This window comes from Citrobacter sp. wls706, from assembly GCF_005281305.1.
GTDB classification, from domain to species: Bacteria; Pseudomonadota; Gammaproteobacteria; order Enterobacterales; family Enterobacteriaceae; genus Citrobacter; species Citrobacter werkmanii.
The window spans coordinates 39,743-55,522 of the sequence record NZ_SZXG01000032.1 but is presented as its reverse complement, the minus strand read 5'-3'; the positions used below and the strand labels follow the sequence as shown (position 1 = coordinate 55,522).

The following is a 15,780-nucleotide window of genomic DNA, read 5'->3' as shown; positions in this document are numbered from 1 at the left end:
ATATTAAAATGATGGTTTCAGCTGTTGTGATTATGACCTCTGTTTTGGCACCGATGAGCTGTGCGTTTGCTACTCAGGCAACCGAAGCTGCGCCACAAGATATGACCTGTAAAGAATTTGCTGATATGAGTCGGCAATACATGACGGCAATTGCCTTTGTGATTGTTAATAAAAATTCTGACTTTAAAGGCGATGATTATGTTCCGCTGCATGAGGTGGAAACTGTCGCTGTTCCGAAAATGATTAACATGTGTCATCAGCACCCGAATACGAAATTGGGCGAATTGGCCGTAAATCTGCACACGATTGATTAACCGTTTTGATAGCCTGGCTTTAGTTAGAATTGACAACCTCTGTCCCTACACCCGCATTTCCCCTCACAATAAAATAACTCACCCTGCTATCCACGAGGAAACTCGCTGGATAGCTGTGTCCGCTAACAACCGTAGGTCTGATAAGCGAAGCGCCATTCCTGGGATCTTATTACCCGATCCCAGGGATAAGCATCTACAAGGGCAGGGAATTAATGCCGGGTTTTAAATCGCGCCAGCATGTTTTCGACAAGAACAAAGAAGACCGGAACAAAGTAGATCGCCAGCACGGTCGCGGCCAGCATCCCACCGATAACGCCCGTACCGACGGCGTTTTGCGCGCCAGAGCCTGCGCCTTCACTTATTGCCAGTGGGATAACCCCCAGAATGAAGGCCAATGACGTCATCAAAATAGGACGTAAACGCATTTGCGCAGCTTCCACCGCAGCTTCAAGCGGCGTTTTTCCTTCTTTTTGCATAATCTCGACGGCAAACTCGACGATCAGAATAGCGTTTTTAGCTGAGAGTCCCATGGTGGTGAGCAGGCCAACCTGGAAGTAAACATCATTGCTCAGGCCACGCAGATCGGTCGCCAGCAAAGCCCCGACCACACCGATTGGTACAACCAGCATCACAGAAAACGGTATTGACCAGCTTTCATAGAGTGCTGCCAGCGCCAGAAATACGACGATAAGAGAAATGCCGTACAGCATTGGCGCCTGGTGGGTAGACAGCGCCTCCTGATACGACAGCCCCGTCCAGGCATAACCGACGCCCGCGGGCAGTTTATTAATCAGTGATGCCATAAATTTCATCGCATCGCCGCTGCTTTTCCCTGTGACCGGTTGGCCGAGAATTTCCATTGCAGGCTGTCCGTTGTAGCGTTCAAGACGGGGAGAGCCGTAGGTCCATTCGGTTGATGAGCAGGCCGAAAGCGGCGTCATCGCGCCGGAGGCGTTACGTACGTACCAGTGATTGATATTGTCCGGCAGCATACGGAACGGCGTATCGGCCTGCACATACACTTTTTTAACGCGTCCCTGGTTAAGGAAATCATTGACGTAGCGGCTACCAAACGCCGTAGAGATGGTCTGATTGATATCCGACAATGCCACACCCATCGCCTCTGCTTTTGTCGCGTTGACGTGGATACGAAACATCGGCGTATCTTCCAGCCCATTTGGGCGCACTCCGTTAACTTCATCGGGTGACTGGCTGGCCAAAGCCAGGAGCTGGTTGCGGGCCTGCATCATTTTTTCATGCCCAAGGTTGCCGTTATCCAGCAACTCCATATCAAAACCTGAAGCGGTGCCCAATTCCGCGACTGCGGGTAAATTGAACGGATAAACGACGGCATTATTAATGGTGCTTAAAGCCATCATTGCCCGGCGAATGATGGCAGTAACCGAGTTTTCTTCGCCAACACGTTCTGACCACGGTTTCAGGCTGATAAACGCCAGACCGTTATTTTGCCCCTGTCCGCTGAAGCCAAATCCGCCAACGGTAAAAACAGACGCGACATTTTTCTGTTCTTTTGTCAGATAGTAATCCGTTATTTCCCCAAGCACTTTGCTGGTATTTACCATCGTTGAACCGGAAGGTAATTGCGCCGTGGTCATGAATACGCCCTGATCTTCTTCAGGCAAAAAGGAGGTAGGAGTACGGAGAAACAGTACCATCATGCCAGCACCAATCACTAAATAGACCACCATATAACGGCCGGTGCAACGTAACAGCCTACGGGTGCTGTCCGTGTAGTGATGGGTGCATTTCTCCATGAAGTGATTGAAACGGGTAAACAGAAAATGGGTGTTTTCTTTTTCTCCCTCGTGGGATTTTAACAGCATGGCGCAGAGTGCGGGCGTCAGGCTCATCGCCACGAACACCGACAGCAGCATGGAGGAAATTAAGGTAATGGAAAACTGACGGAAAATCTCACCCGTTGCCCCGCTCATAAATGCCATTGGCATAAACACGGCGGATAAGACGACGGCAATACCGACCAGTGCTCTCTGGAGCTGACCCATCGCTTTATGCGTCGCCGCTTTTGGTGACAAGTGCTCTTCGGCAATAATACGTTCTACGTTCTCAACCACCACGATGGCATCATCAACTAACAATCCTATTGCCAGCACCATGCCAAACATCGTGAGCGTATTGATCGAAAAACCGGCGACGTCGAGTATCGCAAAGGTTCCGAGAATAACAACCGGAACCGCGATAGTGGGGATAAGCGTCGCGCGGAAACTTTGCAAAAACAGGTACATGACGAGGAATACCAGGATGATTGCCTCGATCAATGTATGAAAAACACCCTGAATTGAAATCTCGATAAAGGGGGTAGTGTCATAGGGATAAACGGTTTTCATGCTGGCCGGAAACCAGGCTGATAACCTGTTCAGCTCTTGTTTAACGGCCTGGGATGTTTCAAGGGCATTGGCGCCAGCGGCAAGTTTAATTGCAATCCCTGCGGCGGGTTTTCCGTTGTAACGTGCCACCGTGGCATAATTTTCCGCACCCAGTTCAATGCGTGCGACATCGCGCAGCAGAACCTGGGAGCCGTCCTGCTGAACTTTAAGAAAGATCTTGCCGAATTCATCGGTAGTTTGCAGGCGTGTCTGAACAATGATCGACGCATTTAACTGCTGGTCGGCTGATTGCGGCATTCCTCCCAGCTGTCCGCCCGATATCTGGTTATTCTGTACTTTGAGTTGGGTAATAACGTCCTGCGGCGTAAGGTTATATTTGTCGAGCTTTTGCGGATCCAGCCAGATACGCATGGCGTATTGCGAACCGAATAACTGTACGCTCCCGACCCCGGGGGTGCGGCTTAGTGGATCTTTAATATTTGACGCCACATAGTCAGCAATATCATATTGGCTCAAACTGTTATTATCAGAGATAAAACCGGCGACCATTAAGATATTGCTGCTGGATTTATCAACGCTGATCCCTTGCTGCTGGACTTCCTGTGGCAAGGAAGGCATCGCCAACTGCAGTTTATTCTGTACCTGAACCTGCGCTATATCAGGTGAAGTCCCCGTTTTAAAGGTCAGGATAATCGACGCATTACCGGCCGCATCGCTGGTGGATGACATATACATCAGGCCATCAAGCCCGTTCATATTCTGTTCAATCACCTGAGTCACCGAGTCTTCAACGGTCTTAGCGTCTGCACCGGGGTAGGCTGCGCTGATGGTAATAGTGGGGGGAGCAATTTGCGGATATTGCGCGATAGGCAAGTTCATTATCGCGATACCGCCGGTAAACATCATGATAATAGCGAGCACCCAGGCGAAAACCGGGCGCTCAATAAAAAAGTTAGCCATGAAGAAGGTGTCCTTAATACCTGAAATATTACTGTTCAGTTACCGTGTCAGGTGTGTTTGGTTTTGCTGCGAGGATTTTGGCTTTAATTCCCGGACGGATTCTTTGTAATCCGGATACAATGACCCGATCGCCAGGATGTAATCCCGTAGTCACCAACCATTGATTGCCTACAGCCTTCACCGCATTTATTTCGCGTAGTTGCACCACGTTTTCTTGATCGAGGATTAACGCAGTGGCCTTTCCCTGGTCGTTATGCGTAATCCCTTGCTGTGGGACCATTAAAACATTCTGTTGGCTGCCCTCATCCAGCAATGCTGTGACGTACATACCGGGTAAAATTTCACCCTCAGGATTGGGGAACACGGCGCGCAAGGTCACGGAGCCGGTAGTCTCATCGACGGCAGGATCGGAAAACTCAAGCGTGCCGGTATAGCGATAGGGCTTGCCATTTTCCAGCATCAGCTCAACCGGAATTTTGCCCTTTTGCTGGGCAATTTTCCCACTGGCTTTTTCTTCTTTCAGGCGTAAGAAGTCTTGTACTGACTGCGTTAAATCAACATAAATTGGATCCAGTCTTTGCACGGTAACCAGCGCGTTTCCCTGATTCGCGGTGACCAGAGCACCCACGGTTACGGAGGATTTACCGCTAATGCCCTCAATCGGCGAGGTGACATTGGCGTAACGCAGGTTGATGGTGGCCTGCTCAAGATCCGCTTTGGCGACGGCGACATTGGCTTCTGCTTCATTAAGCTGCGAGCGCGTCGTGTCGTAGTCCTGGCGGCTGACGTAATTGGACTTTATTAATGCTGACTGCCGATTTAATGTCAGTCGCACATTATTGGCCGTCGCCTGTGCCTTTGCCAGTGCGCCTCTGGCTGCATCCAGCCTGGCCTGCAACGGGGCGGGATCAATTTGATACAGTGACTCTCCTTTGCTGACTTTGTCACCTTCAATAAAATTACGTTTGATGATGATCCCCCCAACCTGAGGGCGGATTTCGGCGATCTCAAATGAAACCGCGCGGCCAGGAAGCTCGCTTTTAATATTCACTGAGGAAGGCGCTAAGGTAACAACGCCGACCTCGGGCTCCATGGCGGTTTTTACTGCAGGTTTATTATCGCAGGCGGTAATAATGACGCTGCTAAAAAATAATGGTATCAACAGTAAGCATTTTCTGTTCATAGTAATCCCTGAAGAATTCGTAAGCACAAATGTTTTTTATGGCATGCAGGGTGGGGGAGTTATCGGTAAATAACAGAAGATGGTCAGGCATGAGAAAAGTAACGCCCATTTTTGCGCTAAAAGTTAGCGGTTAAATTATATGCAGCAGAAATAATGAATATTTAGCGAAGGATCACATGGAGCACGATGACGCAATAAGCGAAACGCGGAGTGATTAAAATGCGTGTTGGCAAACACTCGACTCCGGAGTCTATTCGCATCATCGTACTACAGGGATTATTTCACTAGCTCTGGCGTAACCTCGGTTACGGTACTTGCGGAGTAGGGCATTCCCCACATCGGTCCGGGCCAGAACGCGCCATAACCGTAATCCCACATATTATAGGTCGTGTTTACGGACTCAGTTAAATGCCAAACCTGAATGCCTTGTAAATCAACTTTAACAAAGTTGTACGGGATTTTGTTGATGAATCCTTGTTCATCTCCTTGAATTGTCCCTAAAATAGTCACGAAGTGGTTTCTGTAGTTTACCGGGTCGAGAAAACCTTTCTGTTGGGCAATAATACGTCCCTGATAGCTGGCGTCTATTTGTGGTTTAGCGTCGTTGTTCAGCGGCAGAACGGCGATTTCCAGTAACGTATCCGTTTTGGTGTTAATTACATTGATGACTTTACCCCCAAATCGGGCCTGCTGGCCTGTATATAACCCCGGTTGGTTATGCACGGAGATAAAGTTCTTTTGTATATCTGGTTGATTATTACCTTTGATATTTTCAGGAATTGAAGCACATGATGCCAGAGTGAAAGCAAGGGCAATAATCAGCAACCCTTTTTGTTTTTTCATTTTACTTTCCTGCTAAAAAAGACATGCCTATAGTAAACCTTTACTCATTAATGTCAGCAGGCGCGAGGCTGATTATCTAAAATTAATATAATTGTAGCTTATGGTAATAACAGACAGTATTTTAGCGGGGCGCCAGGTGAGTGGATGACGGTCAACAACTGTGAGGTGCTGATGATACCACAAGGTTATTACTCGGTGGCGACCGAGCAGGTAATCACGTTGGGTGCGTTTGAACTCATTCATCATCACATTCTGCGGATTTAAGTCAGGAACGTGTCAACGCTGTGCAGGACGGATCATGCTAATAATAAAAAGCCGCTTTCGCGGCTTTTTATTATTGAATGGCTGGAGGATTATTCGCTGATTTTTTTCTCAACGGAGGCTGCACCTTCTTTGGTCTTATTCCAGCCTTTCTCTGCACCTTCTTTTGTTGCATTCCAGCCTTTTTCAGCGCCTTCCTTGGTTGTATTCCAGGCTTTTTGTGAGCCCTCACTCACCTTGCTGCTCAGGTCATCTTGCTTACCTTCAGCAGCATGTTTTGCTTTTAATTTTTGCTCTTCACCCTGATTCTGCGCCTGATGCAGTTTCTCTTTTGCAGTATTCGCGTTTTCGTGCGCGGCAGCGACATCATTATCGGTTGCGTGTGTTGTTGCGGCAATAACAGGAGAAGCCAGCAGAATTGCAGATAATGCGATAATTGTCTTTTTCATAATATCCTCGCTTAGCGTTATAAGTTATTAGCGTGATGAAGCATGACATACAAACGAAGCGCTGACTTTAGGAAAAAACTGTAAGTGCTGCTAACGTTATTTATCCATTTTGTGCAGCTTTGAGCAATTAATACGGTTATTTTTATGGCGGGTATTGTTTTTTTGCGCGAAAGGGAAGGTGTAAAAATTGTAGTGATAATGTTGATATGAAAAGTTTTATCTGTTTGATTTTTATGTGATTGATTGGGGCGTTATAGGCTGGTCGTTCGTTTCCGAAGGTGAGCGTTTCTATCAAATAATTCACTCTCTTGATTTTTCCGGCCTGTAGACCATGCTTATTTCATACGGGCATAAACAATAACGTCGTTTATCGCAAAAGTGATACCGATAGAGGGCTTTTGGTATGTCCAATGATGTGCCTTTAACAATAAGAGAGCACCATGCTTGAACTCCGTCCTAATTGCGAATGCTGTGATAAAGATCTGCCACCTGAATCAAAAGGGGCCTACATCTGTTCATTCGAATGCACATTTTGTGTAGATTGCGTGACCCAACGACTTAATGGCCAGTGCCCGAACTGCGGAGGGGAGCTGGTGCGACGTCCAATACGCCCCGAAGCATCCCTCCTGCGACACCCTGCATCCACTCAGCGTCACTATCAACAATAGAGATGCAAACGATGTTCGCTCGTTGCTTGTAACGGTCTCCGTGATCCTGCTGCTCGTCAGTTTAGTGCCAGGAACGGAAGTTGCTATCATCAGCTTGTGTTGATTTACGAGGAACATGTCACCCGCATTGCAGTTATTCATTTCTGTTGCTAAGCCTTTCCCTTCAGATCAAGGGGCAAACGCGTTAATTTAATAGACTCTTTAGATTTCAGCCAAGCAGAGGACAGTATGAGTCGTGCGAGAAGAAACCGCATTCAGCCATCCGATATCATTGCAATTTTTGCAATAATTATTTCACTCGTTGGCACCTTTTTTTCTTACACGGCAAATAAACGTGCTGAAAAGCTGGATAACGATGCCGCGGCAGTTGCCATTCAGTCAATTGGAGGTAGCATCAGGGCGCTTGCAATACACTCCAGAATGTCTTACTTGCTCCTGAATGGACTGAATGAATACATTAAAGGCAATCCGGAAGACAACCGTGAGGCCCGGTGGGTAAGGCTCACTACTTTGATGGATGATGACACACCAAAGCTGTCAGTCTCTCAGGATTCTATAATGTTAATATCAAGAAGCGATGTCGATGCTGCGAATAAAATCGAAAAATGCTGGAGGCTTTACTTGTCCCTCAAGTCTGATCTGGAAGGATATGCAAATGCGTCAGTGGAAACGTTATCCACTGAACAGAGTATTGCCATAAATATTATCCCTTATCGTTTCTTTAAATTAAGCGAAGCGTGTGACGATGCGGATAAAAGCTTAGTAAAATATCTTATTGATGGTGAACCAGTAAAAGGCACAATTGGGGAAATGGAAGCTGCACAAATACTTGAGTATGAGAGAAAAAATGATAAAAATGCCGAAAAAGTTGCATTCAGCTTTGGTGCAAAAGCATCGCAGCCATAGCATAAATTCCTTAATAACAAGGCATCACCATTGTTCCCCTTTCCGCGGGAGTAGATAAGCACCGGCGGGCTGGGGTAAGGTGTGTGCCGTACAGATCGGTCGGAAAAGGGCCTATGAGAACGTCCGTTTCTCGCTCCCAGCAGACTTTAAACTCTCCCAGTACGCCCGCTCTGTGTCAAAAGCGGACATTACTGATATTACAATGTGTTAATCAATGGGGTTCAGGTCAGTCTTCCTGTAGATTATGTTTCAGCTCTTAGGGAAGATTTTTACTCTTTGTCTGGAGTTGCAAAAAGGCTTCCAGCATGTCGCCAAGATTCAGACTACTTTGCATGGTGTTTAACATAATTCTGTTGATTTTTAATAATCCTATGGAAATTAGCTTTGAATCCTAAAAATACATCTACGACATTATGGTTGTGTATAACTACATCGTTATTTTTGAATGTATTATTCTTCTTATAAAAAGAAAGTATATTTGGCGAAAGGGGATAAGATGAATACGACTCGTAATGCAGTGAGGAATGTTTTATTGAGTTGGAAAGATTATTTATAATAACTAAGTATTCACTATCATCTTTAATATAGACATCGTTATCACCAAAAAATACATTATAACATTCTCTATTTTTATTTTGATCACGAATTAGCGAGCCAATGCTGTCGATTAAATTGTCGCTCACTTCGTTAATCAATAGATATGTCAGTTGGACCATTTCGTCAAAAAATGATCTTATCATCGCAACAAAAAATTCAGATTCTACCTTGTAATCGAAAATTCTCTCTTGGAGTGTGAATGGATTATGTGTTGATGTTGCTAAGTTAAATAATTCAATAATATGCAAATATTTTTTCTGAATGCGAACATAATTGAATGATAGATGCAGTGTTTTTAAATTTGATGATATATAATCTACAACATCATTGTATTGTGGAAAATACGTAAATGGGAAATCTATCCTTTCGATTACCGTCTCTAATGGTCTTTCCCCTGTGTACGTATAGTTAACTTCCTCAATGTTAGGACGTGGAAATGTGTCCTGTACCAAATCCCATGTATTATCATTAAATATATACACCATACCATTGGGAGCATTTTCATCTGGTGGGGGGGCTTCCGTTGAATTTGCAGGCAATCCGGTACCTTTCATTTGTCGATAGATACTACTGGATATATAGTATTTGCTTACCTGGTGGTATTCATGAATTACTACGTCCCTATCAAAATCAAAATAAACGGTCATTTACTTATCCTAATAATCCATATCGATTTTAATAATCCCCTCTCTAAAGAAAGTGGAGTGTTTTTTGCGGGGCATGCCCTCCATTTTGATGGAACTCACCCTGTAAGCATTATACTGTATTATGTCCGTTTTATCAGTTGACAGCGGAGGTTCATCACAAATGGATTCATCGTATTACCACGATTTGGCATCCTCCTCGTCCTAAATGAACTGCACCCAAAAGCTGGCCACGATGCAGATTGCAATCGATGACATCTTGTATAATTTTTAGGTTTGTCCACTTCGTGCCAGAAGTGGACATCTAAGCCGTTTCAGAGAGTTAAGTGCAGGGGAAGCCTTCAAGTATGTTAATTATCAAATCGAGTGGGAAGATGATTTCTTTAGTTTGTTTGAGCTCTTCTAAGCTCCACCAGTAGTGCTCGCGAATGACTTCTTTTTCGTTGTTACTCCAACCTGATCGGTCAATATCTGGTTTTTCTGCAGTAATAATAAAGAAATGTTCTTCAGCGAGAACGTTCTCACCACTTGGCAACATCATAGGAAAGGTTCTGGAGGCTATTTGTGGTCCCGCCGTTTTTCTTATCAGGCCCGTTTCTTCAAATAATTCACGTAGCGCCGCCTGCTCAAAAGACTCGTTGTGCTCAAGTCCTCCCCCTGGCGTTGCCCAGTAAGTTTTTCCATCCAGAGCATCATCTTTATGGCAGAACCTAAAGGGCAGAACGTGATTTTCAGGTGAAAGAACTATCAATCGAGAGGATGGACGAGTACGCATTTATTCCCTCTTAAATAAAATTTAAACCCTCATTGCGGATTTTCATATAAACATAAATTGCAGTCTGCAAGCGCGCATAGAGAATGTATTTTCTTGCCACGATGGCCGATTCAGGCAGAGTGATTCACCATTACGCGTAGTTGCTGTTTTATCAGCGTACTATCCTGGAAAGGATAAAATCCACACGCTCCTCAACCGAAACGCATGGCAATTCAATCAACTGATAATCATACATACGGTATGTTTGCACCATTGCGTGATATGTCGCGACGGCGACATCGAAAGATTGCTTGCGCTCGGTATCCTGTACATATATGTCACGCCAGGGGGGGGCAATAAATACTGTTCGGTTATAGCGAAATCTCTCGATGGCGTTTTCCAGATGCTTCGGTATGGTAAGCTCTGAAAGACGTAAATAACCTACAACATCAGGAACACCACGGTCGAAGAAGCAGGGTCTTGTTTGCCCTTCTGCTTCGTGCCATGAACGCATTTCCCAGGATAGCATGAGCTCTGCGAACGCAGTTTGATTGGCCCATGGCAATGCATCACCGCCGATGTTAACCTGGTCTTGTATAACATCTCGTCCAGCTTCTTTAGAACACCAAAAACCTCTTTTTATAATGGTATCAATTATCGTGCTTTTGCCTGACCCTGGGCCACCTGTGAGAATGAAACGATGTTGAAAAGATGAAGACATTGAACCCTCCTGAACATTTATAGACGCGATGAAGTAGCAATTCTTATGGCGTATTTTCCCGTGTCGGCAGATTACTTGTTGATGGTGTGACTAACTACATTTTATCCTGGCTTGCATATCCGCTACTCGTTCTGACAGGATGTTCTAAAACTGTGCTAGCAATACGACTGATAGGTGGGCAGGATTTCACCATTCGATGGAATCTGAGGACGCTGCCAATGCGGATGATCAAACGTTCCCCCAACTAAACGCCGCACTTCGCTCTCTGGTCTTACCCACCAATAGTGGGCATGCGGCTAAGTGAGCGTCTTCGAAGGACATGACTGTTCCTGCAAAAATATCTGGCCTGAATATAAACTACTCGATATTCTGAAATGCTTTGTATTTTTTGTGAACAGGAAAAAGTATGCTTAGTACATTACCCGATTTACACAGAAGTTTTGCAGAGCAACTCAAGCTTAAATTCCAGTCTGATTCGCGAATTCATTCCCTTCTTGCTGGCGGCTCGATTATCCATGGCGGATTTGATAAATACTCCGATCTGGATTTTGTCGTTGTTGTAGACCCTCTCCACTATGACGAAATTATGGCTCAGCGTATTGTGTTCGCCGGAACACTGGGTCACCTGCTCCATGCTTTCACCGGGGAACATGTGGGAGAGCCTCGTCTGCTTATCTGCCTGTATGGCCCAGAACTCCTTCATGTCGATCTGAAATTCGTCACCCTGGAAATGCTCACTAAACGCGTTGAGGAGCCAGCAGTGTTATTTACCCGTGATAGCACTGCTCTGGAGCGCCAACTGGCAAAATTTAGTGCTCAGTGGCCCAACATGACGCCGGAGTGGTTTGAGTCCCGAGCCTGGATCTGGCTTCATTATGCAGTGGTTAAGCTGGGAAGAGGCGAACTCTTTGAAGCGATAGGCATGCTGGCATTCTTCCGCGAGCAAGTGCTGGGACCTATGCTGTACCGTCGTGCCAATCTACCGCAACGTGGGGTTCGTCGCATCGAATTCCTCAGCATTGATCCTGATGACTTGCTGACTTCCACGCTGGCAACACACGATCGTGACTCCGTCAGCATGGCCATCAGAATGGCTGTTGATGCTTATATCACGCTGCGGGCTGATGCGCTGCCGGAAAATATCGCAGACGATGCGGCACGTTGGGCTGTTCTTGCCATGCTCGAAGCCAGAACCTGACCTTAAAAGGTTTGGTCTGTTCCGCATCCATGTTCAGACGATGTTTGCTAAAAAAATGGTCGTCTGAATTTCGGTTGTGAGGTTCTTCCTGAGTGCTTAGATTCATTTTCAATCTATCGAGAGGATATGAATATGAACTTTGCAGAACGCCACTATCAGCATGAGCCTCTTCTTATCGCCAACGTCTGGGATGCCGCCAGTGCTGTCGCAGCGCAAAAAGCAGGCTACCAGGTTCTGGGAACGTCCAGTGCAGCTATAGCGTCCACATTGGGATATGACGATGGGCAGGGAATTCCGTTTGATGAGTTATTTTATATGGTCACCCGGATCCGGGCTGTCAGTAACCTGCCATTGAGCGTTGACATGGAAGCAGGGTATGGTGATTCAGCCGAACAGATAGCAGCCAATCTCAGGCGCCTTGCTCAGACAGGCGTCGCAGGCGTTAACCTCGAAGACAGCCGAGTCATAAACGGGGTTCGTCAGCTTGACGATGTCTCTGATTTTTCCCGTAACCTGAGAACAGTGTGCGATACGCTGAGAAGCGAAAATTACAGCCTGTTTATGAATATCCGGACTGATACTTACCTGCTCGGGCATGAAGACGCGTTGCAGGAGACGATATCACGGGGTCAACGCTATAAAGCTGCAGGTGCCGACGGCCTTTTTGTTCCCTGCCTGACGTCAGAGAAAGACATCAGCCTCATTGCAGAGGCAATGGGATTGCCTCTGAATGTCATGTGTATGCCCGATCTTCCCTCATTCGACAGGCTGAAACGGGCCGGGGTAAGCCGCATTTCAATGGGCAATTTTGTTCATTCAACGATGCAGTCAACGCTGACTGATGTCATGCATGCGATCCGAGCGCGTCAGACGTTTGAAGGACTTTTTGGTGATGAAAATAACCGATAAGAATTTGTGTGATATCTGGTATCAGGCATTACTTGAACGAGCTCCAGAATATACTGGCGTGTTTTTTGTTGGCGTCAAAACCACTGGCGTATTCTGTATTTCTGTATGCCGGGCACGAAAGCCCAAACGCGAAAATGTCGAATTTTATAAAGATGCTAAATCGGCCCTGGCGGCCGGGTTTCGTCCCTGTAAAGTCTGCAGACCCGCAGAAAATGCGCACAGCGCGCCATTATTTGTTGAACAGGCGCTTGCGCTTGTCAGGCGCGATATAAAATCCCGTGTAGCTGACGCGCAGCTTCGCCAGCATGGCATCAGCCCGGAGCGGGTAAGACGCTGGTTCCTGCAACACCATGGCATCACTTTTCAGGCTTTCCAGCGAATGCAGCGGGTGAATATTGCCCTGCAGGAGCTGAAAAGCGGACGAGCGGCGACTGACGTTGCGCTGGACAATGGCTATGAATCCTTGAGCGGCTTTGGTTATACCTACAAGCGTCTTACTGGCGCAGCGCCGACTCAGGCAATCCAGGTGATTGTCATTCACCGGTTTACCACTATGCTTGGACCGATGTTTGTCTGTGCTACAGAGAGGGGGGTCTGTCTGCTGGAGTTTACCGATCGCCGGATGTTAGAAACAGAATTTCGCGATATCCAGCGTTTATTTAACGCCAGAATTGTCACCGGAGAAAACAGCCATACCCGGCAGACAGTAAAAGAAATCAGCGAGTATTTTGCCGGAACTCGCCGACAGTTTGAGCTCTCTGTCGATACTCCGGGCAGTGATTTTCAACAATCTGTCTGGCATGAGCTGCGTGCAGTTCCATATGGCCAGACCTCACACTATCAGGCGATTTCAATTCGGCTTAATAAGCCCAATGCTGTGCGCGCCGTCGCTGCAGCTAATGGCGCAAACCGAATTGCGATAGTGATCCCTTGTCACCGGATAATTGGAAAAGATGGCAAAATGACTGGTTATGGTGGTGGTATTTCGCGCAAAGAATGGCTCATTGAGCATGAGAGAAACAACGCTTAATGGCTTGATGTTCTATGCAGCCGGAAAATTTCAGCTCTGTATAAGTGCCTTGAGTTTGTAATCTATGAAGTTTTTCGCAAGTAAAGGTTAGTATATCGTTCAAAACTGACCATGCCTTCTTTTTCTTGGGGCTTAGCTTTAAGGATCTCGTTGTTAGTGAGGGGGCGTGTGATACGCGCCATGTCTGGAATCTTTCCATAGTTAGTACACGTTTAATGGACCACAATATAGCGTGTACCTAAACGTGTACCAATTTTCTCTGGATTTAGCCGGATGCCCTCGGGCAACAACAGACACAAAAAAGCCCGCAGGGCTTGCGCCGTGCGGGCTCTTAGGACTTCATCGGATGACTCTGGTAATCACCGATGGAGAATTTTGGTGGAGCTGGCGGGAGTTGAACCCGCGTCCGAAATTCCTACATCCTCGGTACTACATGCTTAGTTCGTCTTTACATTCGCCTGGCACCTGCGGACGGACACGCCACTACCAGACTAGCCTGATTAGTTTTAACGCTTCAACCCCAGGCAGGGCATCCACGCGATCTCTTTTGGGTTTGACCTCTCTTTGATCCCCGTCTTAAGAGCGGAAGCTAGGGAGAGAGGGCTCAGAGCAGGTTATTAAGCTGCTAAAGCGTAGTTTTCGTCGTTTGCGACTATTTTTTTGCGGCTTTTTACGAGGCCAACCGCCCCTCGGCATGCACCTTGGGTTTCGCGAATCCCGTCGAATCCAGAATCAGCCCCAATGTGTTAGAGCAAGTATAACAGACTTGTGACACGCGTGACCAGCCCCCGCAACCCCTTATCCTCAAGGATTTACCGCTCGCGCAGCGCTTCTTTAGCCCGATTAAATGGTTTGATTAAATAGTCGGCGATGGTTTTTTCACCTGTTTTTATATCCACTGTGGCAATCATGCCCGGTACGATGGAGAAATGGCGTCCCAGTTTGTTCTCCAGGTAGTCCTGATGGGTACGGATAAACACGCGGTAGTAGAAGATTTCCGGTTTCGCTTTATCCTGGATGGTGTCCGGAGAGATGGTTTCAACTACGCCTTCCAGACCGCCATAAATGGCGTAGTCATAAGCGGTTATCTTGACCAGCGCTCGCTGGCCTGGGTGAATAAATGCGATATCACGTGGCGACAGACGGGTTTCAATCAGTAGATGATCGTCTATTGGCACTATTTCCATCATTTCGCCATTGGGGGGGATAACCCCACCGATGGTGGTGACCTGGATATTTTTCACAATACCGCGCATGGGCGCGCGCACGGTCAGCCGGGTGACGGAATCCTCACGTCCTTTCAAAATAGCTGCCAGCATATCCACTTCGGCGTTGGCTTTAGACAGCGCTTCACGCGCCTGCACGAAGTATTGGGAACGCAGGTCGGTAATTTTTAATCCCAGATCGCTTTTTTGTCGTTGCAGGCGCAGCACTTCCACATGGCTGGCGGCGCCGCTTTTCTCCAGGCGCTGGGTAATGGCCAGCTCTTTGTTAACTGAGACCAGCGCGTCCTGCAGTTCCGCCATAGAATCAGCAAGCTGCGCGCGGCGGCTTTTATACAGACGCGTTTCGGAGGCGATGAGATCCGGCCAGGCGCGCAGTGAATCGGGAAAGGTCAGCGGCAGATCGTTAACTTCAGCATTAAGCCGCGCGCTGGAAGCCAGCGAGGCGCGATAGCGGGCGGCGCTTTCCCCAACGTTGGACTCAGACCGGGTAGGATCGAGGCGCGCCACGATTTGATTGGCCTGCACCTTATCGCCCTCGCGTACCGTCAGCTCGGCGAGGATCCCGCCATCCAGCGACTGCAATACCTGCTCACGTGAGCTGGGGATCACTTTCCCGCTGCCGGTTGAGACTTCATCCAGTTTACCGAAATATGCCCAGATACCCAGCACAGCAAACAACAGCGTGCTGAGCAGAATAATGCGGCTGGCCCCGGAAAAACGGTGTTCGCGGCGGATATCGAGATCGTCCATG

14 protein-coding genes and 1 other RNA gene are annotated in these 15,780 nt (G+C 47.2%); 6 read left to right on the top strand and 9 right to left on the bottom strand.

From position 1 onward, the window contains the following. Window positions 1-8: 8 nt before the first annotated feature. Window positions 9-314 carry an HdeA/HdeB family chaperone gene (locus FDW92_RS13585; RefSeq protein WP_042313319.1) on the top strand — a complete coding sequence of 102 codons (306 nt, stop codon included), beginning with the start codon at window positions 9-11 and terminating at the stop codon, window positions 312-314. 209 nt (window positions 315-523) lie between these two features. Here FDW92_RS13585 and FDW92_RS13580 read toward each other — a convergent pair whose 3' ends face one another. From FDW92_RS13580 to FDW92_RS13565, 4 genes are all read right to left on the bottom strand, one after another. Then, window positions 524-3,640 carry an efflux RND transporter permease subunit gene (locus FDW92_RS13580; protein WP_042313243.1) on the bottom strand — a complete coding sequence of 1,039 codons (3,117 nt, stop codon included), beginning with the start codon at window positions 3,638-3,640 and terminating at the stop codon, window positions 524-526. Window positions 3,641-3,668: 28 nt separating this feature from the next. Then, on the bottom strand, window positions 3,669-4,823 hold the full coding sequence (locus FDW92_RS13575; RefSeq protein WP_042313245.1) for an efflux RND transporter periplasmic adaptor subunit: 1,155 nt from the start codon (window positions 4,821-4,823) through the stop codon (window positions 3,669-3,671). Between the two features lie 276 nt (window positions 4,824-5,099). Continuing rightward, window positions 5,100-5,666, bottom strand: coding sequence for a Slp family lipoprotein (locus FDW92_RS13570; protein WP_042313246.1), 567 nt, complete (start codon window positions 5,664-5,666; stop codon window positions 5,100-5,102). A 353-nt stretch (window positions 5,667-6,019) separates the two neighbouring features. Further along, window positions 6,020-6,376, bottom strand: coding sequence for a hypothetical protein (locus tag FDW92_RS13565; RefSeq protein WP_042313249.1), 357 nt, complete (start codon window positions 6,374-6,376; stop codon window positions 6,020-6,022). Between the two features lie 440 nt (window positions 6,377-6,816). On the opposite strand from FDW92_RS13565, the gene FDW92_RS13560 reads away from it, so the two are divergent. Together FDW92_RS13560 and FDW92_RS13555 are read left to right on the top strand one after the other, a co-directional pair. Further along, on the top strand, window positions 6,817-7,044 hold the full coding sequence (locus FDW92_RS13560; RefSeq protein ID WP_072014810.1) for a DUF1272 domain-containing protein: 228 nt from the start codon (window positions 6,817-6,819) through the stop codon (window positions 7,042-7,044). Between the two features lie 228 nt (window positions 7,045-7,272). Further along, window positions 7,273-7,950: a hypothetical protein gene (locus tag FDW92_RS13555; protein ID WP_042313252.1), complete on the top strand. Its 678-nt coding sequence runs from the start codon at window positions 7,273-7,275 to the stop codon at window positions 7,948-7,950. 323 nt (window positions 7,951-8,273) lie between these two features. On the opposite strand, the gene FDW92_RS13550 is transcribed toward FDW92_RS13555, so the two are convergent. The 3 genes from FDW92_RS13550 to FDW92_RS13540 all read right to left on the bottom strand — a co-directional run bounded on the left by FDW92_RS13550 (window position 8,274) and on the right by FDW92_RS13540 (window position 10,666). Further along, a complete protein-coding gene (locus tag FDW92_RS13550; protein ID WP_042313254.1) occupies window positions 8,274-9,194 on the bottom strand; it encodes a hypothetical protein in 921 nt (306 codons plus the stop codon). A 319-nt stretch (window positions 9,195-9,513) separates the two neighbouring features. Then, entirely contained in the window at window positions 9,514-9,966 is a 453-nt protein-coding gene (locus tag FDW92_RS13545; protein ID WP_042313257.1) for an NUDIX domain-containing protein, read from the bottom strand. A gap of 151 nt (window positions 9,967-10,117) precedes the next feature. Then, the gene (locus FDW92_RS13540) at window positions 10,118-10,666 is read right to left on the bottom strand and encodes an AAA family ATPase (RefSeq protein ID WP_042313260.1); all 549 of its coding nucleotides are present in this window, start codon (window positions 10,664-10,666) and stop codon (window positions 10,118-10,120) included. A 406-nt stretch (window positions 10,667-11,072) separates the two neighbouring features. Between FDW92_RS13540 and FDW92_RS13535 the strand changes: the two genes are divergently transcribed. The 3 genes from FDW92_RS13535 (at window position 11,073) to FDW92_RS13525 (ending at window position 13,803) form a co-directional block, all read left to right on the top strand. Beyond that, the gene (locus FDW92_RS13535) at window positions 11,073-11,864 is read left to right on the top strand and encodes a hypothetical protein (RefSeq protein WP_042313262.1); all 792 of its coding nucleotides are present in this window, start codon (window positions 11,073-11,075) and stop codon (window positions 11,862-11,864) included. A 132-nt stretch (window positions 11,865-11,996) separates the two neighbouring features. Then, window positions 11,997-12,773: an isocitrate lyase/phosphoenolpyruvate mutase family protein gene (locus FDW92_RS13530; RefSeq protein WP_042313264.1), complete on the top strand. Its 777-nt coding sequence runs from the start codon at window positions 11,997-11,999 to the stop codon at window positions 12,771-12,773. Next, window positions 12,757-13,803, top strand: a complete 1,047-nt coding sequence (locus tag FDW92_RS13525; RefSeq protein WP_042313267.1) for a methylated-DNA--[protein]-cysteine S-methyltransferase — start codon at window positions 12,757-12,759, stop codon at window positions 13,801-13,803. Before FDW92_RS13530 ends, FDW92_RS13525 begins: the two co-directional genes overlap by 17 nt. A gap of 376 nt (window positions 13,804-14,179) precedes the next feature. Here FDW92_RS13525 and ssrA read toward each other — a convergent pair. Both ssrA and FDW92_RS13515 read right to left on the bottom strand, forming a co-directional pair. Beyond that, window positions 14,180-14,543, bottom strand: a transfer-messenger RNA (tmRNA) gene (gene ssrA, locus FDW92_RS13520). A 72-nt stretch (window positions 14,544-14,615) separates the two neighbouring features. Beyond that, window positions 14,616-15,779, bottom strand: coding sequence for an HlyD family efflux transporter periplasmic adaptor subunit (locus tag FDW92_RS13515; protein WP_137349546.1), 1,164 nt, complete (start codon window positions 15,777-15,779; stop codon window positions 14,616-14,618). Window position 15,780: the final 1 nt, after the last annotated feature.